Here is a 25,513-nt window from a genome sequence, read left to right on the forward strand (position 1 = left end):
GGTTGCGGCCAGAATCGGTTTGGCCTGAACTCGTTCGCCGCTGTCGGGGCGACTCGCTGAACGGCTCCTCTCCGGCTGATTCGCAATGCCCGGCGCCCGCGGACGTGACCGGGCGCTCCGCCCGTGAACTCGTTACCGAGCTGCAGGCACGCTACGCACCACTGGTCCGGCCGGTGACCGAGCGGCCACGGGTCGTCGCCCAGCTCGGGCAGAGCCTGGATGGCCGGATCGCCACGCCCACCGGCCACTCACACTACGTCACCGGCGAGGCCGACCGGGCCCATTTGCATCGCCTCCGGGCGCTCTGCGATGCGGTGCTGGTCGGGGCGGGGACCGTTGTCGCTGATGACCCGCGGCTGACGGTCCGTGCCGTGGAAGGTCCCAACCCGACCCGCGTGGTCGTGATGAGCCGTGATGACCTCGCGCCCCGGCGGCATCTGTTCGAGGATGGTGCCGCGCCGACCTGGGCGGTTACCGGGCCGACCGCCGTGCCCCCGCCGGTGGATCGCCACTTTTCGCTGCCGGAACTGTCACCGGCGGCGGTACTGGAGTGCCTGTCCGCCGCCGGTATCCGGCGTTTGCTGGTCGAGGGCGGGGCGCAGACGGTCTCCGCCTGGCTTGCTGCGGGATTGGTGGACTCGCTTTATCTGGCCGTAGCGCCAGTCATTATCGGTTCGGGGCCGACCGGGCTGAACCTGCCTGTCATCGAGCACATGGACCAGGCCTGGCGTCCCGCCGTCGAGGCATTCGATCTGGGGGTCGACCGGCTCTACCGGCTCGACTTCACCGTCGCAGAAGGGTGATCAGCCCGGGTGTGCTCGCCACCAGCGACAATGCCCCGTAAAGCACTGCGGCACTGACACCCTCGGCGACCGGGAGGCCGGCGAGCGGCCAGAGAACGGCCGCGGCCCCCTCGCGCAGCCCCCAGCCGGCGATGCTCGCCGGGATCAGCATGGCAAACAGGACCAGTGGAATCAGCGGTAACCAGGTCCCGGGCGATGATTCGGGGCCCAGTGAAAGCACGCAACAGGCGTAAACGCCAATGTAGCTGATGGCGACGACAATCGAGGCAATCAGCTGGACGGGCAGGACACGTGGCGCAAGCAGCGCGTAACGCAGTGCCTGCCACCAGTCGATCAGCCAGTGCGGGCGCCGGCCGCTGATCAGCGCCAGCGCCACGATGATTGTGCCGGCACCGCCGATGACCGCCACCGCCCCGGAGAGCCAGCCGTCGGGGAGGGTGAGTGCCTTGCCCGGTGGCCAGTATCCCCATACCCCCAGCGCCAGCCCGACCATAGCCAATTGCCCCGAGAAGCGTTCGATCACAACCGCCTGGAACGCGGGTCCGCGACGGGGGGCATCGTGGCTATGGCGCCAGGCGCGTTGGGCATCGCCGACAACACCACCGGGCAGGACCTGGTTGATCAATGTCGCCAGGTAGTATTCACGGATCGCGACGCCGCGGCGCAGTGACAAGCCCAGCCGCGTGGCGGTGAACCGCCAGCGCCACGCCGATAGCAGCACCTGGGCCACCGTGATCAGCAGACCCGCCACAAGCCAGCGCCAGTCCACCTGCTCGAGCCGCTCCAGGACGCCGGCACCGAATCGCTCGGCGATGAAGCCGAGCATCAGGAGGCTGATCAGCAGTCGGATCAGTCGCGGCACGGGATGGCCAGCAGATCCTGATGACCGACAAGGATGCGGCTTTGATCGAGCAGTCGCAGCCGATCGTTGAGCCATGTGTCGATGGTCTCGGCAGCGTCGGGGCGCTGCGCGCGGGCGGCCTCGTGCCAGCCCTCGATGAGGAGCTTCTGTAGCGACGCCTCCTCGGGGCCGAGTTGCCAGTCACTCCAGCGACGTTCAACCGTTATCCCCCGCTCGACAAACATCCGGGCCGCAACGTCGGTTGCGTCCGGTCCCAGGGCGGGTCCCATGTCCTTTGTACCGCGTTGATGGGCGAGGATCGCCGTCTCGATAAGCTCGTCTCCGGTCACCGCTGGTGCGAGTGACATCCGGCCATCCACGCTGAGGGCGAAGAGCGCTGGGATGCATCGCCGGGCGCATGTGTCCACGACCCGCTGCATCCATTCCCCGGTGACAAGATCGAGCAGGGCGGAAGCGGTGAGCAGATCGGGGGTTCCGGGCAGGCAGTCGGGGAAGTCGTTCAGATCGGCCGGGTGGGCATAGGCATGGATCCGGGTGTCACTTGCCCACCTGTCGCCGGGAGCGGTGGCCACGGCACGGTCGAGCAGATCGGTGTCATGGTCAATAAGGGCCCACTGCTGGGGTTGTGGCAGCCGTGGCGCGAGGTAACGGAGATTGCTGCCAGCCCCGGCGCCAAGATCGGCGACATGGACGCGGCGGTCTCCGGGCAGCAAGCCGGCGAGGGTCAGTGAAAGGTCGTCGGCGCGGGCCGTATGATCGACGGGCTCACGCAGTGTCAGCCACTGGGCCGCGAATCGCTCGGGCATGATGAGTCCTCCTCGAGAAGATCGATAAAATCGGCGACGCTCTTGTTCCAGCTGTTGAGCTGATCCCGGGCGCGTCGGGCGCCGCGGGCCAGATCATGACGTCGTTCGGGGTGGTCGAGAACGCTCGCCAGCGCCGTCGCCAGTGCCTCGGGGTCATCCGGCCGGACAGCTATACCGGCGCCCTCCGGCAGAGTGGTGGCCAACGCACCCCCGGTGGTGGTCACGATCGGCAGGCCATGGGCGACCGCTTCACTGATGACCATGCCGAATCCCTCGTAAACCGAGGGCAGGATGAACAGATCCGCCGTGCGATAGGCCGTGTCGAGCTGATCGGCGCCGACGGCGCCATCAATCTCGACGCGATCGCCAAGGGCCAGCCGATCGCGCTGCGCCGCAATCGCCGCGGCGTAGTCGGGATCGAGATCAGTGGGGCCCACCAGCCGGCAATACCAGGGCCGATCGGTAAGCCGGGAGAGTGCGTCGAGCAGGTGATGCTGGGCCTTGCGGGGGGTCAGTGAGGCGACGCACAGCAGCACCGGATTGTCACCGGGTGAACCGGTGGCGAGCGGTCGGGGCGCACAGCCCGGTGGTATGACATGAACGCTACCGTGATGGATGCCCAGTACGCTGAGGCGGTGCGCGGTGAACCGGCTGGTCGTAATAACCCGCTCGGCGAGGGCAACGGCCCGGGCCTCGTCGGCGAGCCATTGACGCGCTCGATCCGGGTCAATACCGGTCTCATCGGCGAGCGGGTGGTGAATCAGCGCGTCGAGCCGCAGCCGTTGCGCATGCCCGGCGAATACGTCCGCCAGCCCGCCCAGGACGAGGCCATCGACGATGACCCGCTGACCTGCCGGTATTCTCGATAGCGCGGCGGCCACGGTCTGGCGGGCGGTCGCATCGCCATCGGGGTAGCGCCCCGGGAGCTCGTGCACCGCCACCGATCGCCCGGCTGCGCGCAGGCCGGTAACAATTGTCTGGTCATAACGGCTGCCCCCGGTGGGTCGGTCCAGCGCCCCGGGCACCAGGAAATGGCAGTCGGTCACGGTTGCAGCGGTCGCTCGTACGCGGCCGAAGCGATATGCGATTCATGCAGCGTGATGCGGATCCGGTCCAGCGTGCGCGCCGTCTCTCCGAGCTCACCGGCGTGAATGGCGGTCGCGAGCGAGTCGGCGATATGCCGGGCGAGATGCTCGGTGGTGGTGTTGACCCCCTCGAACTCCGGCAACCCGTCGAGATTGGTGAGGTTATAGCGGCTCAGTATTGTGTGGAGGACCTCCGTGGCGCGGGCGATGTCGACCACCACGTTGTCGGCGTCGAGCCGATCGCGAAAGAAGGTTGCATCGGTGACATAGGTTGCGCCGTGAAGCGCCTGTGCGGGTCCGAAGGTCTCACCCTTGAAGCTGTGCGCGATCATGAAGTGATCACGGACGTTGACGCGGTACATGCTGACTCCTCAGTAGTTGATGCGATGACACAGACCCGAGCCGTTGACGATGTCGGCCATCGCCTCGGGGAGTTTGTCGAAGGCCGTTTCGCCGTCGATCAGGCAGTCCCAGCGGGGGTGATCGGCGAGCAGCGCCAGGGCCTTGCCCAGGCGCCGGGCGTGGCCCCAGCGCGGTCGCATGGCGGGCGAAATCTGCCCCACCTGGCTGGCGCGAAGGGTGAGGCGGCCGGAATGAAAGGCCTCGCCGAGCGGGACACGGGGCTGGCGGTCGCCAAACCAGCTGGCCTCGACCAGGGTCGCCTCGTCGGCGGCGACCCGCAGCGCGAGCGCGAGCCCGTCCTCGCTACCGCTGGCATGGATGACCCGGTCGTTGTCGCCACGGGCGTCGTCCGGGTGAGCGAATTCGACACCCAGTGGATCGGCGAGGAAACGCCGGGCCGGATTGATATCGACCAGTTCGACCTCCGTCCCCGGTATCTCGGCACACAGGGCGGCCGTCAGGGCCCCGACGACGCCCGCGCCGATGACGCTGATCCGTTCGCCCGCCCGCGGGGCGGCATCCCAGCAGATATTCAGCGCGGTTTCGGTGTTGGCGGCGAGAACCGCCCGCTCGGGCGGCAGCGTCGCTGGCAGCGGCTGAACGGCGTCCGCCGGTACGGTGTAGCGACTCTGGTGCGGATAGAGGCAGAAAACGGTCTGGCCGCGCCACTCATTGGGCCCGGCCTCGACGACGCCGACGCTGGCATAGCCGTATTTGACCGGTGCCGGAAATGATCCCGCCTGAAACGGTGCCCGCATCCGATCGTGCTGGCTCTCGGGGATTCTTCCGTGCCAGACCAGCGATTCGGTGCCGCGGCTGATCCCGGAGTGGAGTGCCCGGATACCGAGTTCGCCGGTTGCGGGCTCGGGCACGGTTTCCGCCCGAAGCGCTCCGGTGCCTGGATGCGTAATCCAGAAAGCCCTGCTGCTACGCTCATCCATTACGCCGTTACGCTCCCCTGTGCTGCTAGAATTCGGGCAAATCGATCGGATAACCGGAGCGTAGCATTGGTTCCCCCTCGGACAGACGAGTCGCCGTTACAGATTCTTCCCGATTTCCTCGTGGCCGCCATCGTGTTGACGGGGGCCGCGGCAGGGCTGCAGCGGGCGCTCGATCTGCCCGCCGGTGTAATGGTCCTCGCGCTGTTGGCCTACGCGGCGATGGCGTTGCTGGTCTGGCGCCTGCGCGGCAACCGGCCACTGACACCGGCCGATCGGGTAACCCTGGGCCGCGGCCTGCTGGTCATGCTGCTGATCGGGCTGTTGCCGTCGGCCGGCGCGCTGCCTGCCGAGCCCGCCCTGCCGTTTGCACTGGGGATAACCGCGGTTTTGCTCGATGGCGTTGATGGATGGGTGGCGCGTCGACTCGACTGCGTCACGGCGGCGGGGGCCCGCTTCGATATGGAGCTGGATGCCGTGCTGCTTCTGGTGCTGACGCTGTGGCTTTTCAAACTCGACCTCGCCGGTGTCTGGGTGCTCGCGATCGGCGCCTGGCGCTACGCATTCATCCTCGCCGGTCGTTGGCGCCCGTCGCTGCGCCAGTCCCTGCCGGCGTCGCAGCGACGCCGCATCATCTGCGGGATCCAGGCAAGTGGTCTGGCGGTATTGCTGGCTCCGGGGTTTCCGTCGCCATGGATTCCTCCCCTCGCGGCGCTCCTGCTAGTACTGCTCAGCTATTCATTTATAGTGGATATCGCCGCCCTGTGGCGGTTTCTTCGTCATTAAGGAGATGTGTCATGGCGCGATTCCGGCAGCAGTTAATCCTTCCCGTCCTTGGTCTGGCCGCCGCTACTGCGGTTCAGGCGGAGCCGGAGCGTTTTCAGATCGATGAGAGTCACGTCAGTGTCGGCTTCCTGGTCGGGCATGCCCGGTTCGCTGATGTTCTCGGCCAGTTCACCGACGTCTCCGGCGGCTTTGTCTATGATGCGGACACACAGACGCTGACCTCCGGACGCGTCGAGGTCGTGGCCGAAACGGTCTTCACCGGCCATGACGAACGCGATGATCATGTGCGGGACGGCGACTTCCTTGATGTCGACGCCCACCCGGTGATCGTTTTCGAGGCGAGCGGCTACCAGCCCGTTGACGACCGTCGGGGCGTGCTGAAGGGTGATTTGACGCTGTTGGGGGAGACTCGCCCCATCGAGCTGGATCTGACCCTTAACCGCCGTGGCGACCATCCAATCGGCGGTGCCGATACCCTCGGAGGATCCGCGCGTGGAACGATCCAGCGCAGCGACTTCGGCATGGATTACGCGCTACAGGGTGATCTGGTCAGTGATGCCATTGAGCTGATCGTCGAGTTCGAGGCGGTCCGACAGGATGACTGAACCGTCGGCCCCGGTCCGGCGGTCGAGCATTGGTCTCGCCCTCGGGGGCGGCGCCGCTCGTGGCTGGGCACACATCGGGGTCATTCGTGCGCTGCAGGCGCAGGGGATCAACCCGGACATCATTGCCGGGACGTCGGTGGGGGCGATCGTCGGCGCCATGTCTGGCAGCGGCCGGATGGATGCCTTCGAAGACTGGGTGAGGTCACTCAAGCGTCGCGACATCTTCAGCTATGTCGATTTCGCACTCGGCAACGGCGGCTTCGTCCAGGGCCGGCGGCTGATGGCGCAACTCAACAGGACACTGGGCGCGGCGGATTTCGCCGAGCTCGGCTGTCCGCTCGGGGTGGTTGCCACCGACCTCTACAGCGGCCAGGAGCGCTGGCTGCGCGAGGGTGATCTTGCCACCGCGGTGCGAGCCTCGATGGCCTTGCCCGGGGTCTTCACGCCGGTGCAGGTGGAGGGTGAGTGGCTCGTGGACGGCGGGCTGGTCAATCCGGTTCCGGTATCACTCTGCCACGCCATGGGGGCGGATCGCGTCATCGCCGTGAATCTCAGCGGGGGGCTGGTCGGCCGTCGCATCCAACCCCCGGTGCGCCACACGCAAACGCAATCGGCGGCCGCCACCCAAAGGCCCGATGCGGAATCGATCACCCCTCCCGACTGGTGGCATCGGCTGACCAGTGGATTCCGGGACGGCGCCGAGACACTGCAGGCGCAGTTCGAGAAAGGCGGTGCGGAGTCGGCGCCCGGGGTGTTCGATGTGATCGCCACCTCCATCAACGTCATGCAGGATCGTATCACCCGCAGCCGCATGGCCGGCGACCCCCCCGATCTGATCGTTACGCCGGATCTGTCCCATATCGATCTGCTTGAACTGCACCGTGGTGCGGAGGCGATTACCGAGGGGGCAGCGGCAGTCGCTCGCCTGCAGCCGGCGATCGACGCCCTTTTCGGGGATTAGCCGCTCAACGCGACGATGCGATTGAGCATTGGCCACGCGACCAGCATCTGGGCAAAACGGACCGTGGCCGGCTGCCCTTCGTCAACGCCCGGATCAGCCGCCGGTGCATCCAGACCGACAAAGGCCGAAATCGCGTACTCAAGGGTTTCGAGCGCCGTTGGCGCCATGTAACCGTCAACATGCAGCACGTTGACCGCCTCACCGCGAAACCGGCTGGGGACCGTCGCGAGCATGAACGGCATCGCCTCTTGCCGGGTCATGTTACTCAGGTCGACCGGCAGGAACAGCGGCTGCTGGTCGTCGTCGCGCGGTGTCACGATCATCTCCAGGTGATAGCAGGTCTCGGGCATCTCGGCGCTGAGCTGACCGACGGCCAGACGACTCAGCTCGCTCGGGTGGATGCGCAGGATGACATCGGCGACATCCTGCTGGCCGGCGATCCACTGCTCGTACTGGTTTGCCCGGCGCTCGATCTCCGCCGCGGCGTCGGTCTGGGCATAACCCCGCTCCCGGGTGTCGCGACGCTGCTTCCAGTCGTGCTTGACCGACGCATCCGTGTCGACATAAACGGAGAAGTCGAGCAGCGGCTGAAAGGCCGGGTAGAGCGTGTGCAATCCCTCGACCACGACAATCGGTGTCGGCGTGTGCAGACGCGGTGCGCGGAACGAGCCTGATTCGTGATCGTAGATCGGTACCTCGACCGCCTCGCCCGCGCGTAGACACTTGATGTGACTGACCGCCTGTTCCAGGTGATTGGCGTCGGGGTCGAGAGGGGTGCGACCGGTGATCCGTCGGGTGGCCCGGTCCTCGGCATGGTAGCCATCGAGACTGATCTTGCTGACGCGCTCCGGCCCCAGTAACCACTCAATGCCCTGGGTATAGGTGCTCTTGCCACTCCCGCTGTCACCGGCCACGCCAATAATGATGGGACGCTCGCGGGCGGCGAGTCGTGAAGGCAGCTGGCTGGCGCCGGGGCGAGGCGCCCCGCTGGGGGAAGTAGTCGGTGTCATCCGCTGTATTCTCCGCCGCGGCGGCGGGCTGTCAAACCAAAGCAACGCCGGAGTTGCTCGGCATCCGGCTGACCGTTAGCGTTGGGGCATTATTCAAGGAGTTTCCGGATGGCAATCAAGACGACAGACCTCTGCGATGACCACGCCGACGAATTGCGGGTGCTTGCCCCCATTTTCGGTGATTACGGCGGCCGGCACGGTTTTTCGGGGCCGATTCAGACGGTGAAGACATTCGAGGACAACAGCCGGGTACGCGAGGTGCTGGAGACACCCGGCGAGGGACAGGTACTGGTCGTGGACGGATCGGGTTCCCTGCGCTGTGCGCTGATGGGCGATCAGCTGGCCGCCAGGGCCCGTGATAACGGCTGGGCCGGGCTGCTCGTTTACGGCTGCGTTCGCGATGCCGCCGATCTCGCCAACCTCGATATCGGCATCAAGGCACTCAATACCCATCCCTGTCGCAGTCAGCCCGACGGCGAGGGCGAGGTGGGTGTGGTCGTGACCCTCGCGGGCGCCACACTGACGCCGGGTGAGTGGCTCTGCGCCGACCGTGACGGTATTGTAATCGCGGACACCGCGCTGGCCTGACCGGCGTTATAAAAATCGGAGGAGAGTGGCATGCCCAATACGATGCGATCGCTGCTGCGAGACGGCAGCGGCAGCCTTCAGGCGCTCGGTCCCGACGGCTCGGTCGCTGACGCCGTGGCGCTGATGAACCGTCGTAATATCGGTGCGGTACTGGTGATGACACCGGACGAGGCCTTGCTGGGGATCTTTACCGAGCGCGATGTGCTGCGGCGTGTACTCGGCCAGCGGCTCGATCCGGCGGAGACGCCGCTGGAATCGGTTATGACCCGTGAGGTGTTCTGGATCGCCCCTGCGGCGACCACGGACCAGGCGCTTGCCCTGGTCGCGCAGCGCAATGTCCGGCACCTGCCGGTGATGGATGACCAGCGCGTGCTGGGCATGATCTCGGTGCGGGATCTGAGCGCCGCCGTGGTCCGCGAGCGGGACATGGAAGTCGCGGCCCTGACCAGCTATCTGCACGGTAGTTATGGCGGCCATGTCGGCGGCTGATTCGGTTCGCCTCGATCGCTGGTTGTGGGCGGCGCGTTTCTTCAAGACCCGTCGCCAGGCCGTTGACGCGATCAAGGGGGGCAAGGTCGATGTCGACGGGGTCCGGGCCAAGCCGGCCCGCGCCGTCCGGATTGGCCAGCGGCTCGTGATTCGCAAGGGGCCGCAGACGTTCGAGGTCCACATCGATGGCCTCGCCGAGCAGCGCGGTCCGGCCACCGAGGCGCAGGCGCTCTACACCGAGACTCCGGATAGCATCAGTGCGCGGGAGCGTCAGCGTGAAGAGCTGCGTGCCGCCTCGGCGGCGCAGCCGCGACCGGATCACCGTCCCGATCGCCGCGACCGTCAGCGCCTGGCCGACTTCAAGCGGGGCGACCGCGACTGACCGGCCTCACCGGCTCGTGAATTCCCCCAGCAGCCGGCCGGTGTGGGAGGTCCGGTTGCGGCAGACCTGCTCGGGTGTGCCCTGGGCAACAATCCGACCGCCACCATCACCCCCTTCCGGCCCCAGATCGATCAACCAGTCCGCCTCCGCGAGGATGTCGAGGTTGTGTTCGATCACGACGACACTGTGGCCCGCATCCACCAGTCGATGGAGGACGCCGATCAGGCGTTCGACATCGGCGATGTGCAGGCCTACGGTCGGCTCATCGAGGATGTAGAGGGTTCTGGCCGGCCGGGCGCCGCCGGCCTCCGGTCGTGCCTTGGCAAGCTCGCTGACCAGTTTGATGCGCTGAGCCTCGCCGCCTGAGAGGGTCGGGCTCGGCTGGCCAAGGGTCAGGTAGCCAAGACCCGTATCGCGGAGCAGCGCCAGCGTGTGGTGGAGACGATGATGGGCGGCGAAGAAATCCACCGCGGTCTCGATCTCCATATTCAACACGTCACCGATCGAGCAGCCTCGCCAGGTTACCGCCAGTGTCTCTGGCGTGAACCGCTGGCCGTGGCAGCTCTCGCAGGGAACGGTCACATCCGGCAGGAAGTTCATTTCCACCCGACGCATGCCCTGGCCCTCGCATTCCGGGCACCGCCCCTCGCGGGTATTGAACGAAAACCGACCCGGGCCATAGCCGCGGATGCGGGCCTCCTCGGTCTGGGTAAACAGTCGCCGGATCTCGTCATAGATGCCCACGTAGGTCGCCGGGCAGGAGCGGGGTGTCTTGCCGATCGGGGTCTGGTCCACCTCGAGGACGCGGTCCAGTGACGTCCAGCCACTGATCGTTCGACACCCTCGCAGGGGTGCGTCGGCGTCCCCTTTGCGGCCCACGCGACGGGCGAGACTGCCGTGCAGGACATCGCGGACCAGGGTGCTTTTCCCCGATCCCGAGACACCGCTCACCCCGATGAGCCGCCCCAGCGGAATGCGGGCGTTGACGTCCTGCAGATTGTGGGCATGAACACCGCCGAGTTCGATGGCGTCCGCCTCGTGTGGATCCCGACGTTGACCGCGCAGGGGATGCTGCAGCGGATTGGCGAGGGCACGACCGGTAACGGAATCGGGGTTGACGAGCAGATCGTCAAGCTTGCCCTCGGCGACAATGCGCCCGCCCTCGACCCCTGCGCCCGGCCCGAGATCGATGACATGCTCGGCGCGCCGGATCGTGTCCTCATCATGCTCGACGACAACCATCGTGTTGCCCTTGGCTTCGAGGGCGGAGAGCGTGTCGAGAAGCATGCGATTGTCGCGGGCATGCAGACCGATCGTTGGCTCATCGAGGATGTAGCAGACGCCCTGGAGGTTGGAGCCGAGCTGGGCGGCCAGTCGGATGCGCTGCGCTTCGCCGCCGGACAGCGTTGGTGCCGACCGGTCGAGGGTGAGGTAGCCAAGGCCCACCGCTTCCAGAAAACCCAGTCTGCCCTGCAGCTCGGTAATGACGTCATCGGCGATCTGCGCGTCCCGCGCTTGCAGCTCGACGTCCCGGAAGAACGCCGCTGCCTGTTCCACGGAAAAGGCCCCGTAGTCGGCAATCCCCCGATCCAGGAACCGCACGGATAGCGCCTCGGGCCGCAGGCGATGGCCCTTACAGGCCGGGCAGGGTCGGGCCGTATCGTCATCGCCGCGCTGCCACTGGCGCTCTTCGCCGGTCTGCTCGGCATCGAAGCCCTTGAGTATGACCCCGGTGCCATAGCAACTCGGGCACCAGCCATGGCGGGTGTTGTAGGAGAAGAGCCGCGGGTCGAGGGGGGCGAAACTCCGGTTGCAGCCCGGGCAGGCGCGTTGCGTGGAGTAGAGCGTTGCCGCGCCGTCCGCCGTTGCTACCCGGACCTGGCCCTTGCCATAGCCAAGGGCGTGTTCAAGGGCGGTATCCAGCGCCTTTTCATTGGCGGGATCCGGCGTCACCGTTGCTACCGGCAGATCGATGTCGTGCTCCTGGTAGCGATCCAGCCGGGGCCACTGATCGGTGGGGCGATCCTCGCCATCCACCCGCAGATGCGTGAACCCCTTGCCGGCGGCCCACTGGGCAAGGTCGGTGTAATAGCCCTTGCGGGCGACGACCAGCGGCGCCAGCAGGGTGACGGATTCGCCCCGGCAGTCTTCGATCAGCCGTGCCGCAATGGACGCCTGGCTCTGCTCCTGGATGGGCCGGTCGCAGTCCGGGCAGTACTGGGTCCCCAGCTTGACGAACAGCAGGCGCAGGAAATGGTGGAGCTCGGTCATCGTGGCGACCGTGCTCTTGTGCCCGCCACGGCTGGTGCGCTGTTCAATGGCGACCGTGGGCGGGATACCGAACACCGCATCGACGTCGGGCCGGGCGGCGGGCTGGACGAACTGCCGCGCGTAGGCGTTGAGGGACTCCAGATAGCGCCGTTGTCCCTCGTTGAAGAGGATATCGAAGGCGACGGTGCTCTTGCCCGAGCCCGACAGGCCGGTGATGACAGTCAGCTGGTTCTGGGGAATGCGCACATCGATCCCGCGCAGGTTGTGCTCGCGGGCGTTGCGGATCTCGATGGCCCGTGGTTCGGATCGCGGGGTCGCCGGCACGCGGGCCTCGGCGACCCGGTCCCGGGTCGAGCCGGACGATGGCGATTCGCGATCGGCGACATAGCGCTTCAACGCGACACCGGTGTGGCTGTCCCCGACCGTCATGACCGCTTCCGGTGACCCCGCGGCGAGCAGCTGCCCGCCACCGGTGCCGCCCTCCGGGCCGAGGTCGACCAGCCAGTCGGCAGCCAGCATCACATCGAGGTTGTGCTCGATGAGGATCACCGAGTGGCCGACGGTCAGCAGCCGCTCAAGGGCGGTGAGCAGAACCCGGATGTCTTCGAAGTGCAGACCGGTGGTGGGCTCGTCGAACAGGAACAGCTTGTGAGCCCCGTCGCGCCGCCGGGCCTTGGCGAGATGACCGGCGAGTTTCAGGCGCTGCGCCTCACCGCCGGACAGGGTGGGGACCGGCTGGCCGAGTTTCACGTAGCCGAGACCTACCGCCGCCAACGGTTCGAGTCCGCGCAGAACGTCTTTCTGGTCAGCGAAAAACTGCCGCGCCTCGTCAACGGTCATGTCGAGGCACTCGGCGATGGATGCCGGCGCCCGCTCGCATTCGGGGGCAGGCGCCAGACGAACCTCGAGCACGGCATCGCGATAGCGCCGACCATCGCAGGTCGGGCAGCGCAGGTACACATCCGAGAGGAACTGCATTTCGACGTGCTCGAAGCCGTTGCCGCCGCAGGCGGGACAGCGGCCGGCGCCGGCGTTGAAGCTGAACGTGCCCGCGGTATAGCCGCGTTCCTTCGCGAGTGGCTCGCGGGCGAAGGCCTTGCGGATCGGGTCGAAGGCACCGACATAACTCGCCGGGTTGGAGCGGGTCGTACGGCCGATCGCGGATTGATCGACCAGTACGACTTCATCGATCGACTCGGCATTGTCGATGCCATCATGATCACCCGGCGGATCGACGGCCTCACCCATGCGCTTGCGTAGTCCCCGATAGAGAATCGATTCGAGCAGTGTCGATTTGCCCGATCCCGATACGCCGGTCAGGCAGACCAGCCGGTGCAGCGGCAGATCGATATCGATGCCGGTGAGGTTGTGCTCGCGCGCCCCGCGGATGGTCAGCCATTGATCGGGGCGGGGTCGGCTGTTGCGTCCACTGCCCGCTTCGACGCGCCGGCGACCCTGCAGGTAGGCCCCGGTCAGCGACTGCGTGTCCTCGGTCAGCGCATCCGGCGTGCCATTAAAGACGATGTTGCCGCCTTCGCGGCCGGGGCCGGGGCCGATATCGATGACGCGATCGGCGGCGCGCATGATATCCGGATCGTGCTCCACCACCAGCAGGGTGTTGCCGGCGTCGCGCAGTCGGTGCATGACCCCGGTGATCCGCTGGATGTCGCGCGGGTGGAGCCCGATGCTGGGCTCGTCGAGTACGAACAGCGTGTTGACCAGCGAGGTCCCCAGGGCGGTCGTGAGGTTGATCCGCTGAACCTCACCCCCCGAGAGCGTCCGCGACTGGCGATCGAGGGTGAGATAGCCGACACCGACCCGCGCCAGGAATCCCAGCCGCGTCTGGATCGCCTCGAGCAGCAGCGGGACCGCCTCGTCCATGGGGGCGGGCAGTTGCAGCGCTTTGCAGAACCGCTCGACCTGTGCGAGCGGCAGGCTCATCAGGTCATGCATGTTCAGCCCGCCGAGCCGCCAGAGCAGGGCCTCGGGGTTGAGACGAGCGCCGTCACAGTCCGGGCACAGGTCGTAGCTCCGGTACTTCGAGAGCAGCACCCGGACATGCATCTTGTAGCTTTTCGACTCCAGCCGGTCGAAAAAACCCCGCACGCCGTACCATTGCTGCCGGCCACTGCCCTCGCCCTCGATCACCCAGTCGCGGTCCGCGGCCGGCAGGTCACGCCAGGGGATATCGGTGGCGACGCCGCGCCGCCGCGCATGCCGAATCAGGTCTTTCTGGCACTCCGCGGACTTACCGGACTGCCAGGGACGGATGGCGCCGCCCGCGAGTGTCTTGCCGGGGTCGGGGATAACCAGGCCGTAATCGATCCCCATGATCCGGCCAAAGCCACGGCAGGTCTCACAGGCGCCCACCGGGGAGTTGAACGAGAACAGGCTGGGGGTCGGTTCGCGATAATGGCGGTTGCAGTCGGCGCAGTGGAGTGCCTGCGAGAAGCGATGCTCGGCGGCCACCTCGCGCTGGCCATCGAGCACCTCCACGACGAGATGCCCCCGACCATGCTGGAATCCAGCCTCGACCGCCTCTACAAGCCGGTCGCGCCGCGAGGCCTCCACCCGGACACGATCCTGTGTTACCCGCAGCCGGTCATTATCGATTTCGCGGATGCGTGTATAGCCCTGGCGCTCGAGCAGGCCGCGGATCTCTTCCGCGTCGTAGTGCTCGGGGATGACGGTGTCGAAGGCGATCACGACGCGGGCGTTGGCACACTGCTCCATGAGCCGGTCATAGACCCCATCCGCCGTGTCCCGGGCAACCTCGCGGCCGCAGCCGCCGCAGAAAAGCCGCGCCGCGCGGGCGAACAACAGCTTCAGATGATCGTTGAGCTCGGTCATCGTGCCCACCGTGGAGCGCGACGTGCGAACCGGGTTGGTCTGGTCGATCGCGATCGCCGGGGGGATGCCCTCCACCCGGTCGGTGGCCGGCCGGTCCATGCGATCGAGGAACTGCCGTGCGTAGGGCGAGAAGGTCTCGACGTAGCGGCGCTGACCCTCGGCGTAGATCGTATCGAAGGCGAGGGACGATTTACCCGATCCGGAGACCCCGGTGATTACCGTGAACTCGCCCGTGGGCAGATCAAGATCCAGGTTGCGCAGATTGTTCTGGCGGGCACCGCGGATGCGGATGCAGGAATCACTCATGGTGGATCCTCGGGCTTTGGGCAATGAGGTGGCGCAGTCGGGCAATGGCCTCGCGGCGGCCGGACATCCCGGCCGCTCGCGCCATCGCGGCGGTATCGAGTGGCCGCTCCACAGCGGCCGCAATCAGGGCCCGGTCGCGCTGCGACTCCTGGACGCTGGCGGTGGCCTGCCGCGCCCAGCGTGACAGCGCGGCGTGACTGTCCAGCAGCGGTCGGTATCCGCTGGCGAAGGCCTCGAGGTCCGCTTCATCGATAGCATCGCATTCATGGTCACCGAGCGGATCCGGTCGAAGGCGGCTCCGCATGAAGACGGACAGACCGCGCAGGCTATGGTTCAGCTGATCCGGCAAGTGGCGCGCAAAGCGCCGCTCGGCTGCGGCCTCCAGCGCTTCGCCGGCGGCGTTCAGTGCGCTTAGTAGAATGACCGAAAACGTCCCGCTGCTCGCGTCGCGGCGGTTGCCGACTCGCACCGGTCTGAACCCGCAGGCGGTCCAGAAATCGAGAAGTTCGGTGGTCATGCCGAAGCTGGTACCGAGCCAGTCCATCCCGGCCGCCATCGCATCCCGACGCGCGGCCTCGACAAGACGCCGGCCGATACCCCGGCGTCGATAGTCGTCGTGGACGGCAATACGCTGGATGCGCCATCCATAATACCGTGCGGCATCGGCTATACCGGCGTGAAAGGTGAGTGATTGGGCGATGAGATGACCGCCGGGTCGTCGTCGACCCCGATGAATCGCCGCGCAGAGTTCGGCATCGATCCCGCCCTCGGCCCGCGCCGCCAGTACCCCGATGATCCGCCCGCCGTCCCGTGCGACATGGAGCCGGACGGAGGGGTCGTCGAGTAACTGGCGCAGATCCCGCGGCCGGGTCTGGTAATGGCTCGCGACCAGCAGTCCGAAGGCAGCCCGCAGGTCGGTTTCGGAAGCGGCCAGAACCCCTGGATCGATGCGCTCAATGACTACCGCCTGCGCGCTGCCATGGGGCTCGGGCTCCACGCTCAGCAGCAGGATACGATCGATAAGGGCCTCGAGAGGATCATCACTGGCCCACCGAATCGGCTCGGCAAGATGCCGGTGCTCGAACCACCGCTCGGGGTCGGCGAGCGCTCCGGCAAGGCGCAGGATCATGCCGCGGCCGCTGCCCTCATAGCCGTGGACGGTACCGGTCAGCACGCAATAGGGATTCTCGTCGACCAGCCGGACCACCAGCGGCAGGGGCAGGGCGGCCGCCTCGTCGACCAGCAGCAGCGACGATTCCGGCGTGACCGCCTCGGGTGCGAGAAACCGGAGGGGGCGATCACCGGCACAGGCGATCGCCGTGGCCGTCGCGGCCCGCGAGGGGGCGGCCAGTCGCGGTGTCTCGGCCAGCGCCATGGTCTGCATCGCCATGCCCAGTGCTGCGGATTTACCCCGTCCCCTGTCGGCGGTGATCAGCAGTGTCCCGGGGTCGGGTCGTCGGGACAGGGCATTGATCGCCTCGATGACCTGTCGCTGATCATGGGTGGGCTGCAACGGTGTATCCGCGATTCGGGGGGTCGCATACGTCGGTAGCGCCTGCCCGGCGCTGGCCTCGCGGTGGACCGCCGGATCATCCGTCAGGTAATCAATCAGCCGTGCGATGAAAAACGAGCCACCCGGATCGGGCGTGACCCCCTCGCTGAGCAGTCTGGCAAAAGCGGGGTCCGGGCACGTGGGCCAGACCGCCGCCGGGGGCGTCAGCAACAGGAGCACACCCGCTCCGTCAATGGCGCCGGCGAGCGCTCCCAGGTCATCGGGATCAAACCCGGTATGCGCATCGAGAACGCCACCGGTCAGCGTCCGTCCCAGCAACTGTCGTCCGTGGCCGGGTGGTACGGGTTGGATTGAGGATGCGAGCGACCCGTCGCGGGTATCCAGCGGCGCGCCGATCCAGCCGATAGTAGCCGCTGGCTGTTCGCCGAGGAGTTGCAGGGCACGCTCCCGGCAGGTCGCGGCGTCACCCTCGATCCACACCAGCGAACGCTGGCCGTCGGCCATCACTGATAGCCCGCCGCCTGGAGGCGGAACAGATGCGCGTAGTGACCATTATCGGCGAGCAGCGAGTCGTGGTTGCCGCGCTCGATGATCCGGCCGGCATCCATGACGATAATCTCGTCGGCCATGCGCACGGTCGAGAACCGGTGCGAGATGAGAATGGCCATGCGGTCCTCGGTAAGGGCCCGGAAGTGTTCGAAGATCTCCGCCTCGGCGGCGGCGTCCATGGCGGCCGTTGGCTCGTCGAGGACGAGCACGTCGGCGCTTTCGCGCATGAATGCCCGGGCGACCGCGATTTTCTGCCACTGACCGCCGGAGAGCTCGCGGCCATCGCGGAACCAGCGGCCCAGCTGCGCGTGGTAGGTGCCGGGGATATCCTCGATGAACGATGCCGCGAGGCCCTTACGGGCGGCGCGCTCCCAGCGCTCTTCATCGCTGAAGCGGGTGACGTCGCCGGCGCCGATGTTCTCGCCCACCGGCAACTGATAGCGCATGAAGTCCTGGAAGATGATACCGATGCGCTCGCGCAGCGCGCCGCTTTCCCAGTCGCGCAGATCGGTGCCGTCGAGCAGGATACGCCCGCGGGTGGGGGCATAGAGTCCGGCGAGCAGCTTGATCAGGGTGGTCTTGCCCGATCCGTTACTGCCCACCAGCGCGATGCTGCGACCGGGCGTGAGATGCAGCGAGACATCGGTCAGGGCATCGAGCTCACTGCCGGGATAGCGAAAGCTCACGGACTCGAAGCGCAGCCCGTCGCCCGGATCGGCACCACTGGTCGCCTCGCCGCTGCCGACGGTGACGGGCTGTTCGAGGTATTCGTAGAGATTGGAGAGGTAGAGATTGTCTTCGTACATGCCGCTGATTGCGGTCAGGCTCGCGCTTACAGCGCTCTGTCCCTGGCGGAATACACTCAGGTACATGGTCATCTGCCCGAGCGTGATCTGCCCCGCCACGGTGGTCACCACGATCCAGGCATAGGTGGCGTAGAACGCGAGCGTTGCAATCAGCCCCAGGCCGAATCCCCACAAATCCCGGCGCAGCGTCAGGCGCCGATCCTCGCGGTAGAGGCGCTTGAATATATCCCGGTAGCGTTGCAGGAACAGCGGACCGAGCCCGAAGAGCTTGACCTCCTTGGCGCTGTCCTCCCGTGCCAGGACTGTTTCAAGATACATCTGCCGGCGCGTATCGGGGCTTCGCCAGCGAAAGAGCCGGAATGCATCGCCGGAGAATTTCGCCTCGGAGAAAAACTGCGGTAGCCCGGCGGCCACGAGGATTGCGACAGCCCAGGGCGAGAAGCCAAGCAGCAAACCGGCGAAACTCGCCAGTGAGATGCCGTTCTGGATCAGCCCGAAGGTGCGGTTGACGAGGCTCAGTGGCCGGCTCGAGGCCTCGCGCCGAGCCCGCGTGAGCTTGTCGTAGAATTCGGAATCCTCGAAATCCGCGAGCTGCAGGGACTGTGCCTTCTCGAGGATCATGACGTTGACCCGCTGGCCGAGCTGGGCGCGCAGCAGAGACTGGGCAATCTGGATGGCCCGCTGCGCGCCGGCGATGCCCATCATGATCCCGCCCTCCAGTGCTACCAGCCAGAGCAGCTCCGCGGGGATACCGGCACTGGCCTCAATGGCCGCCACGACGCCATCGACGATGAGCTGCCCGACCCATGCGGCGGCGGCCGGCAATAGCCCCGCGATGAGCGTACCCGTCGCGAGCACGACGGTGAGCAGCCGGCTGGTCTGCCAGACCAGCTCGATGGCGCGGCGGCTGTAGCGGAAAACACCGAGGTAGTCGCGCCAGCCCCGGTTCGGGTTATCGGAGGAGTCCGTGTTCGAATGCGGAGATGCTGCCATCCGGCCAGTTTAACGCATGCGGCAGGGTGCAGGCGGCACCGCGCGGTCAGCGATGAGAGGGGTCGGGTAGTGCCGCGAGCGTGTCGAGGAAGGCCTCGCCGTAACGCTCTAGCTTGCGGGCGCCGACGCCCGGCAGTGCCGCGAACTCCTCGAGACTGGTGGGCTGCTGCTCGACCATGGCCAGCAGAGTGGCGTCATGGAAGATGACGTAGGGCGGAACACCCTCGGTCTCGGCGAGCCGGCGTCGCTGGGCCCGCAGCGCCGCCCAGGTATCCGGGGCCATGGCCACATCGGCGGCGGCCACCCGCGAGCGTGGCTCGGGACGACGCACCGGGAGGTCTTCGCGCAGCGACAGTCCACGCTCGCCACGCAGCAGCGGCCGGCAGGCGTCATTGAGGCGCAGCCCGCCATGTCCTTCCGGATCGGGCTCGAGATAGCCATGAGCGAGAAGCTGACGGGCCACCGACTGCCAGGTGGCGCGGGGCAGATCCGTGCCGATGCCGAAAGTGCTCAGCCGGTTGTGACCGCGCTGGCGTATCCGTTCGTTGTCCTGTCCCAGCAGGACGTCGATTACGTGCGTGGCGCCGAACCGCTGCCCCGTTCGATAGACACAGGACAGCAGGCGTCGCGCCGGATCGGCGGCATCCCAGGTGCGCGGTGGCGTCTGACAGTTGTCGCAGTTGCCGCAGGGGCCCGCGTAGGACTCGCCGAAATGCGCGAGCAGGGTAGGGCGGCGGCACCCGCTGGTCTCGCAGAAACCCAGTAACGCCTCGAGGCGCTGCTGCTCGCGGCGCTTGTGGCCCTCGCCGGCCTGCGACTCCGCCCCCATCTGCCGAATCCGGTAGATATCCTGCAGGCCGTAAACCAGCCAGGCCTCGGCCGGCAGTCCGTCACGGCCGGCGCGACCGGTTTCCTGGTAGTAGGCCTCGAGGGTCTTGGGCAGGTCGAGATGCGCTACAAAGCGGACGTCGGGTTTGTCGATACCCATGCCGAAGGCGACGGTGGCCACCATCACCAGTCCCTCTTCGCGGATGAAGCGGGCCTGGTGGTGGGCGCGGAGCGTCGGTTCCAGGCCTGCGTGGTAGGCCAGTGCCGGGACGCCCCGGGTATTCAGCCAGTCGGCGATCTGCTCGGTGGCGCGGCGTGACATGCAGTAGACGATCCCCGATTCGCCGGCATGACGGTCGCGGATGAACTGCAGCAGCTGATCCCGGGGTCGCTCCTTGAGGCCGACCTCATAGCGGATATTGGGTCGATCGAAGCTGGAGACGAACGACGCGGCGTCGCCCGGAAGCAGGCGATCGCGGATCTCCTCGCGGGTGCGCTGGTCGGCGGTAGCGGTGAGGGCGATCCGGGGTACGCCGGGGAATCGCTCGGCAATGACGCCCAGCTGCAGATACTCGGGGCGGAAATCATGCCCCCACTGGGAAACGCAGTGTGCTTCATCGATGGCGAACAGCGCGACGTTGACGGTCGCCAGGCGCTGCATCAGGTCGCTGTTGAGCAGGCGTTCCGGAGCGATGTACAGCAGATCGATATCGCCGGTGTGCAGGGCACGCTCGGTTTCCGCCCGTTCTTCGGGTGGCAGGCTGGAGTTGAGGGCGGCGGCCCGCACGCCCTGCTGTTTCAGGGCGGTGACCTGATCGGTCATCAGGGCGATTAAAGGCGATATGACCACGGCGACACCGGTGCGGAGCAGCGCCGGGATCTGGTAGCAGAGCGACTTGCCGCCACCGGTCGGCATCAGCACGAGGGCGTCGCCGCCGCCGACTACGTGCTCGATGATCTCGGCCTGACGGCCGCGGAAATGCGAATAACCGAAGACCGCCTCGAGAACACGGCTGGCGGAGCTGGCGGGTTTGCTGGATATCGCGTCGTGCATGCGTTGAATCAGTGGGCGCCCGTTGGACAGAGGCTGCCATCTTATCGCCGCAACGCGGAGGACGTCAGTGGAAATCCCGTGATCGGGTCTGCAGTTCGCCCAGTAGATCGCTGTGGTCCTCCAGCCGACCGGCGACAAGATGCTGGACATCGCCACGCTGTTCCCAGATACCGACCACGCCCAGAAGCCGGGCGCTGACCACCAGGGAGCGCTGCCGGCGGGCGAGATCCTTCCAGACGACCACGTTGATGCTGCCCGTCTCGTCCTCCAGCGTCAGAAAGACGACGCCACCTGCCGCCCCCGGACGCTGGCGGTTAATGACAAGACCCGCCCCGCGGGCAATCCGCCGGTGGCCACTCTGCGCCAGTTCCGTGGCCGGTCGGTAGCCGCGCTGTCGCAGTCGCGCCCGTAACAGCGCCAGGGGGTGGCGCCCCAGGCTCAAGCCCAGACTCCGGTAGTCACCGATCAGGTCCTCGGCCTCCGAGGGGGCGGGGAGGTCCGGTGCAGTCTCTGTCGTCGATACCGGCTCGAGGAGCGGGCCGCGCGCTTCAATGCCAAGGACCTGCCACCAGGCCTGGCGCCGATGCCCGCCGATGCCTGCCAGCGCACCCGCATCCCCCAGTGCCCGCAGGTTCCGGCGATCCAGTTTGGCGCGACGGGCAAGATCGGTGACATCGGTGAACGGGCCATCGCGCTCGCGGCTCTGGCACAGGCGTTGCGCCGGCTGGACGCCAAGCCCATGGATCAGTCGCATCCCCAGGCGCAGGGTAGGGTGCGCCGACGGATCGCGATCGTGCTCGAGGGTGCAGTCCCAGTCGCTGAAGCGGACATCCACCCCTTCGACGTCGACGCCATGGGCACGTGCATCGCGGACCAGCTGAGCCGGCGCGTAAAACCCCATGGGCTGGCTATTGAGCAACGCGCAGACGAACACCGCCGGGTAATGGCGCTTGATCCATGCGGAGACATAGACGAGCAGCGCAAAACTCGCGGCATGGGATTCGGGGAAGCCGTAATCGCCGAAACCGCAGATCTGCTCGAAAAGGCGTTCGGCGAATTCCGGCGCATAGCCGCGGGCACGCATGCCGTCGAGCAGCCGCTCGCGGAACGATCCCAGTCCGCCGCGCTTTTTCCAGGCGGCCATGGCGCGCCGTAGCGAATCCGCCTCGCCCGGGCTGAACCCCGCCGCGACAATGGCGAGCTGCATGACCTGCTCCTGGAAGATCGGCACCCCCAGGGTGCGCTCGAGCACACCACGGACGGCCTCGCCGGGGTAGTCGACGGCCTCCTGTCCGTCGCGGCGGCGCAGGTAGGGATGCACCATATCGCCCTGGATGGGACCGGGGCGGACGATGGATATCTCGATGACCAGATCGTAGAAGCAGCGCGGTCGAAGGCGCGGGAGCATGGCCATCTGGGCCCTCGACTCGACCTGGAATACGCCGACCGTGTCGGCCTGATCGAGCATGTCGTAGACGGCCGGATCCTCGGCAGGGATGTCGGCCAGCCCCAGGCATCGTCCGTGATGGCGTTCGATGAGCTCGAGACTCCGCCGCACGGCACTGAGCATGCCCAGTGCCAGGCAGTCGACTTTGAGCAGGCCCAGGGTCTCGAGATCGTCCTTGTCCCATTGAATGATGCTGCGCCCGGCCATCGCTGCATTCTCGGTGGGAACGAGTTCACTTAGCGGCCCCTGGCTGATCACGAATCCGCCGACATGCTGGGACAGGTGGCGGGGAAATCCCACCAGCGCCTGAACCAGCGTGAGGAGGCGGTGGATCATCGGGTTGTCGGGATCGAAGCCCGCTTCCCGGAGCCGGTCATCGTCGATGGTCTGGCCGTCCCACCACTGCAGCGTTCCGGTCAGGCGGTCGATCTGATCGCTGTCGAGTCCCAGCGCTTTGCCGATATCGCGTACCGCGCTTCGGGGTCGGTAGCAGATCACGGTTGCGGCGAGGGCGGCGCGATGCCGGCCGTATTTGCGATAGATGTACTGAATGACCTCTTCGCGTCGGTCGTGCTCGAAGTCGACGTCGATATCCGGTGGCTCATTGCGCTCGCGGGAGATGAAACGCTCGAAGAGCAGCCGCGAGCGGGAGGGGTCGACCGCGGTGATGCCCAGGCAATAACAGACGCTGGAGTTGGCCGCCGAGCCGCGCCCCTGGCAGAGGATGCCCTGGCGGCGGGCGAATTCGACAATATCGTCGACGGTCAGGAAGAACGGCTCGTAGGCGAGCTCACGGATCAGTTCCAGTTCATGCTCGATGGATGCTCGAACCCGCTCGGGAATGCCCTCGGGCCATCGCCGGCGGGCACCGGCATCCACCCGCTCGCGCAGCCAGCTGGCGGGCGTATGGCCCGCCGGGACCAGCTCTTCGGGATATTCATAACGAAGCTCGTCGAGGCGGAAAACGCAGCGCTCGGCAATGCGGATGCTCTCGGTGATCATTGCCTCGGGGTAATCGCGGGCGATATGCCGTCTCGGTCGCAGATGGCGCTCGCCATTCGCCATCACGGCATTGCCCAGCTCGCCGAGTTTCCGCCCGTGGCGAATGGCGGTCAGGGTGTCCTGCAGTGCCCGTCGCCCACGGCGGTGCATGACGATGCCGCCGCTCGCCACCGCCGGCAGTTGCTGGTCGTGGGCCAGGCGCTGACAGTGCCGGAGCCGTTCCGCGTCAAGACCATCGCGGCGGACGGCCGTGGTCAGCCAGGCCCGACCCGGGAATGTGCGCTTGAGCCAGTCAGCGTCCTCGGCGGCGCTTTCCGGCCCGGTGACAAGCAGTGCCAGGCAGCCCGGCACGCCATCCTGAAGATCGGTTCGGTCGAGCCGGTAGTGGCCTTTGTCGGCCTGGCTCCGGCCGAGAGCGATCAGCGCCGACAGCCGTGCATAGGCCGAACGGTCCGGAGCCAGCAGCACGAGGTGCAGGCCATCATCAAACCGGAATTCGCTGCCGATGATGAGCTTCAGATCGTGATCCCTGGCGGCGGCATGGGCGCGAACCACACCGGCAAGGGAGCACTCGTCGGTCAGCGCAAGCGCCCGATAGCCGAGCGCATCGGCCTGGCGCACCAGCTCTTCGGGATGCGACGCCCCGCGCAGAAAACTGAAGTTGCTGATGCAGTGGAGCTCGGCGTAGGCCGCATCGATAACCGCCATGAGGGTCAGCCGAAAATCCCGTGCAGATACCAGTCCCGCTGCCCCCGCCGATCGCGGAAGATCCAGATTCGCTGTCCGTTCGCGGTGCGCGCGTGGTAATAATCGCGGGTGATGTCGAGTCCATCCCACCAGCCGGTCTCGATGCGCTCCGGGCCCGATTCCAGCACCAGCGGTGCCCCGTTGTGCTCCGGTCGGCCCCGGGGGCTTCGCAGGGGCAGCGGCTGTTCGAGCAACCAGGCAGGTCGCGCGGTCCCGGATGGCTGTGCCAGTGGCTCGACGGTCCTGCCGGGGCGTTGATAGCACCAGGCACGCTCCGGTCGATGCTCTGCCAGCGGTTTGACCATGCAGACCCGCTCTTCACCCAGGCGGCTGTCGAATGTCTCGATGAGTGTCCGCCAGTCGGCATCCGTGGTGTGCCGATCATCCCGATCGAGCAGATCCAGTGCCTCGCTCGTGCCGTGCAGGGCGTGGAAACGTCCCGCCTGCAGGCTGACAGCGGTTACATCGGCCGTCAGCGCGATGTTGTCGAGTTGCTGATCGACCAGCCACTTCAGGTGGCCAGCGTCGCGGGTAGGTGACAGGACACCCAGCGGAAGTCGTGTAGGCGGCCTTTCGCGATGCCGGAGTACGAATCGCAACCGCATGATACCGGTGTCGCGGTAGCGAAGATCGGTGCAGAGGCTATCGATCAGCTGCCGGAGTATCGGGCGCAGGCCATCGACGGTTGTAATTGCCTCAAGGTAATCGATCCGGCGCTCGAAGCGGTTAGGTGGCTGCCAGTTCCGACGCGGGTCGGGCCGTTCGCCGTGTGCCCGCTGGAGGGTTTCGAGCAGCGCGCGACCCAGGCGTCGTGCTACCCCGTCATCGGGAAGGGCACGAAGCGCGCCGATGGTCTCGCAGCCCAGGCCCTGAAGGGCGTCCGTAGCGCGTTGCCCCAGGGGCAGGACGTTCACTGACAGGCTGGCCAGACGTTCCGCCAGCGCCGGTCGTGCCGTCACCGGCGTGCCGTCGCCCGCCCGGGCCAGAATCCATGCCGCCGTGGGCGTTGGCGCAATGGCCGTGTTCGCACGGTGACCCCATTGCTCGAGGCCCTCCGAGATCTGCCGTCGCAGTGGTTCGATGCCATGGAAATAGCGCAGGCTCCCCTCGATCTCCAGCAGTAATGCCATGGGCGGTTCGATGCTGACCCGCGGTGTGAACTGAACCGCCCAGGTGGCCAGCCGCTCGAGCATACGTTGCTCCCGGTCGGGATCGCGCAGCCGGTGACGGCCGTCTTCCGTAAGCGCCCGGGCGGCCGTTGGCGTCATCCCCGATCGGATGCCGAGATGCCGGGCCGGTCGGTTGCCTCCGATGACACGGCCCGCCTGGGAGACGAAAAGGGGAAATGTCTCCCCCTCGGTGTCACCGAAACACTCGACCGGCAGATTGAAGAAGTGCAGGCACAGCCAGAGCATTACTGCGCATTCACC

At 66.8% G+C, this 25,513-nt stretch carries 19 protein-coding genes; 7 read left to right on the plus strand and 12 right to left on the minus strand.

Features of this window, described 5'->3' with window-relative positions:
• The first annotated feature begins 104 nt into the window (after positions 1-104).
• Positions 105-803, plus strand: a complete 699-nt coding sequence (locus EV698_RS01520; protein WP_165385684.1) for a RibD family protein — start codon at positions 105-107, stop codon at positions 801-803.
• Here EV698_RS01520 and EV698_RS01525 read toward each other — a convergent pair.
• The 5 genes from EV698_RS01525 to EV698_RS01545 are packed head-to-tail and all read right to left on the minus strand — an operon-like array spanning position 784 to position 4,899.
• A complete protein-coding gene (locus EV698_RS01525; RefSeq protein WP_165385685.1) occupies positions 784-1,665 on the minus strand; it encodes a lysylphosphatidylglycerol synthase transmembrane domain-containing protein in 882 nt (293 codons plus the stop codon). The genes EV698_RS01520 and EV698_RS01525 overlap by 20 nt on opposite strands.
• Complete coding sequence (locus tag EV698_RS01530) at positions 1,653-2,471, minus strand: class I SAM-dependent methyltransferase (protein WP_130502413.1); 819 nt, start codon at positions 2,469-2,471, stop codon at positions 1,653-1,655. Before EV698_RS01530 ends, EV698_RS01525 begins: the two co-directional genes overlap by 13 nt.
• Positions 2,441-3,517, minus strand: a complete 1,077-nt coding sequence (locus EV698_RS01535; RefSeq protein WP_165385686.1) for a glycosyltransferase family 4 protein — start codon at positions 3,515-3,517, stop codon at positions 2,441-2,443. The genes EV698_RS01530 and EV698_RS01535 overlap by 31 nt, the downstream gene beginning before the upstream one ends.
• Complete coding sequence (locus tag EV698_RS01540) at positions 3,514-3,918, minus strand: 6-pyruvoyl trahydropterin synthase family protein (protein WP_130502415.1); 405 nt, start codon at positions 3,916-3,918, stop codon at positions 3,514-3,516. Before EV698_RS01540 ends, EV698_RS01535 begins: the two co-directional genes overlap by 4 nt.
• Positions 3,919-3,927: 9 nt before the next feature.
• Positions 3,928-4,899, minus strand: a complete 972-nt coding sequence (locus EV698_RS01545) for a zinc-dependent alcohol dehydrogenase (RefSeq protein ID WP_130502416.1) — start codon at positions 4,897-4,899, stop codon at positions 3,928-3,930.
• 66 nt (positions 4,900-4,965) lie between these two features.
• On the opposite strand from EV698_RS01545, the gene EV698_RS01550 reads away from it, so the two are divergent.
• The 3 genes from EV698_RS01550 to EV698_RS01560 are packed head-to-tail and all read left to right on the plus strand — an operon-like array spanning position 4,966 to position 7,248.
• A complete protein-coding gene (locus EV698_RS01550) occupies positions 4,966-5,682 on the plus strand; it encodes a CDP-alcohol phosphatidyltransferase family protein (RefSeq protein ID WP_165385687.1) in 717 nt (238 codons plus the stop codon).
• 11 nt (positions 5,683-5,693) lie between these two features.
• Entirely contained in the window at positions 5,694-6,287 is a 594-nt protein-coding gene (locus EV698_RS01555; protein ID WP_130502418.1) for a YceI family protein, read from the plus strand.
• Positions 6,280-7,248: a patatin-like phospholipase family protein gene (locus tag EV698_RS01560; RefSeq protein ID WP_130502419.1), complete on the plus strand. Its 969-nt coding sequence runs from the start codon at positions 6,280-6,282 to the stop codon at positions 7,246-7,248. The genes EV698_RS01555 and EV698_RS01560 overlap by 8 nt, the downstream gene beginning before the upstream one ends.
• Here the strand turns inward: EV698_RS01560 and EV698_RS01565 are convergent.
• Positions 7,245-8,258, minus strand: coding sequence for a phosphoribulokinase (locus EV698_RS01565; RefSeq protein WP_130502420.1), 1,014 nt, complete (start codon positions 8,256-8,258; stop codon positions 7,245-7,247). The two genes, EV698_RS01560 and EV698_RS01565, sit on opposite strands and share 4 nt — an antisense overlap.
• A gap of 108 nt (positions 8,259-8,366) precedes the next feature.
• Between EV698_RS01565 and rraA the strand changes: the two genes are divergently transcribed.
• From rraA to EV698_RS01580, 3 genes are read left to right on the plus strand one after another with little or no spacing between them, the layout of a single operon-like run.
• Positions 8,367-8,846, plus strand: a complete 480-nt coding sequence (gene rraA, locus EV698_RS01570; protein WP_130502421.1) for a ribonuclease E activity regulator RraA — start codon at positions 8,367-8,369, stop codon at positions 8,844-8,846.
• Positions 8,847-8,876: 30 nt separating this feature from the next.
• Positions 8,877-9,335: a CBS domain-containing protein gene (locus EV698_RS01575; protein WP_130502422.1), complete on the plus strand. Its 459-nt coding sequence runs from the start codon at positions 8,877-8,879 to the stop codon at positions 9,333-9,335.
• Positions 9,313-9,717 carry an RNA-binding S4 domain-containing protein gene (locus EV698_RS01580; RefSeq protein WP_130502423.1) on the plus strand — a complete coding sequence of 135 codons (405 nt, stop codon included), beginning with the start codon at positions 9,313-9,315 and terminating at the stop codon, positions 9,715-9,717. Before EV698_RS01575 ends, EV698_RS01580 begins: the two co-directional genes overlap by 23 nt.
• 6 nt (positions 9,718-9,723) lie before the next feature.
• Here the strand turns inward: EV698_RS01580 and uvrA are convergent, their stop codons facing one another.
• The 6 genes from uvrA to EV698_RS01610 all read right to left on the minus strand — a co-directional run bounded on the left by uvrA (position 9,724) and on the right by EV698_RS01610 (position 25,498).
• A complete protein-coding gene (gene uvrA / locus EV698_RS01585) occupies positions 9,724-15,144 on the minus strand; it encodes an excinuclease ABC subunit UvrA (protein WP_130502424.1) in 5,421 nt (1,806 codons plus the stop codon).
• Positions 15,137-17,161, minus strand: coding sequence for a tRNA(Met) cytidine acetyltransferase TmcA (locus EV698_RS01590; RefSeq protein ID WP_130502425.1), 2,025 nt, complete (start codon positions 17,159-17,161; stop codon positions 15,137-15,139). The genes uvrA and EV698_RS01590 overlap by 8 nt, the downstream gene beginning before the upstream one ends.
• Positions 17,161-19,005, minus strand: a complete 1,845-nt coding sequence (locus tag EV698_RS01595; protein WP_130502426.1) for an ABC transporter ATP-binding protein — start codon at positions 19,003-19,005, stop codon at positions 17,161-17,163. The genes EV698_RS01590 and EV698_RS01595 overlap by 1 nt, the downstream gene beginning before the upstream one ends.
• A 46-nt stretch (positions 19,006-19,051) precedes the next feature.
• Complete coding sequence (recQ, locus tag EV698_RS01600; protein ID WP_130502427.1) at positions 19,052-20,887, minus strand: DNA helicase RecQ; 1,836 nt, start codon at positions 20,885-20,887, stop codon at positions 19,052-19,054.
• Between the two features lie 64 nt (positions 20,888-20,951).
• Positions 20,952-24,044: an error-prone DNA polymerase gene (locus EV698_RS01605; protein ID WP_130502428.1), complete on the minus strand. Its 3,093-nt coding sequence runs from the start codon at positions 24,042-24,044 to the stop codon at positions 20,952-20,954.
• A 5-nt stretch (positions 24,045-24,049) separates the two neighbouring features.
• Positions 24,050-25,498, minus strand: a complete 1,449-nt coding sequence (locus tag EV698_RS01610; protein ID WP_130502429.1) for a Y-family DNA polymerase — start codon at positions 25,496-25,498, stop codon at positions 24,050-24,052.
• Positions 25,499-25,513 lie beyond the last annotated feature (15 nt).

The organism is Spiribacter vilamensis (assembly GCF_004217415.1).
In the GTDB taxonomy this organism is placed as follows: Bacteria; Pseudomonadota; Gammaproteobacteria; order Nitrococcales; family Nitrococcaceae; genus Spiribacter; species Spiribacter vilamensis.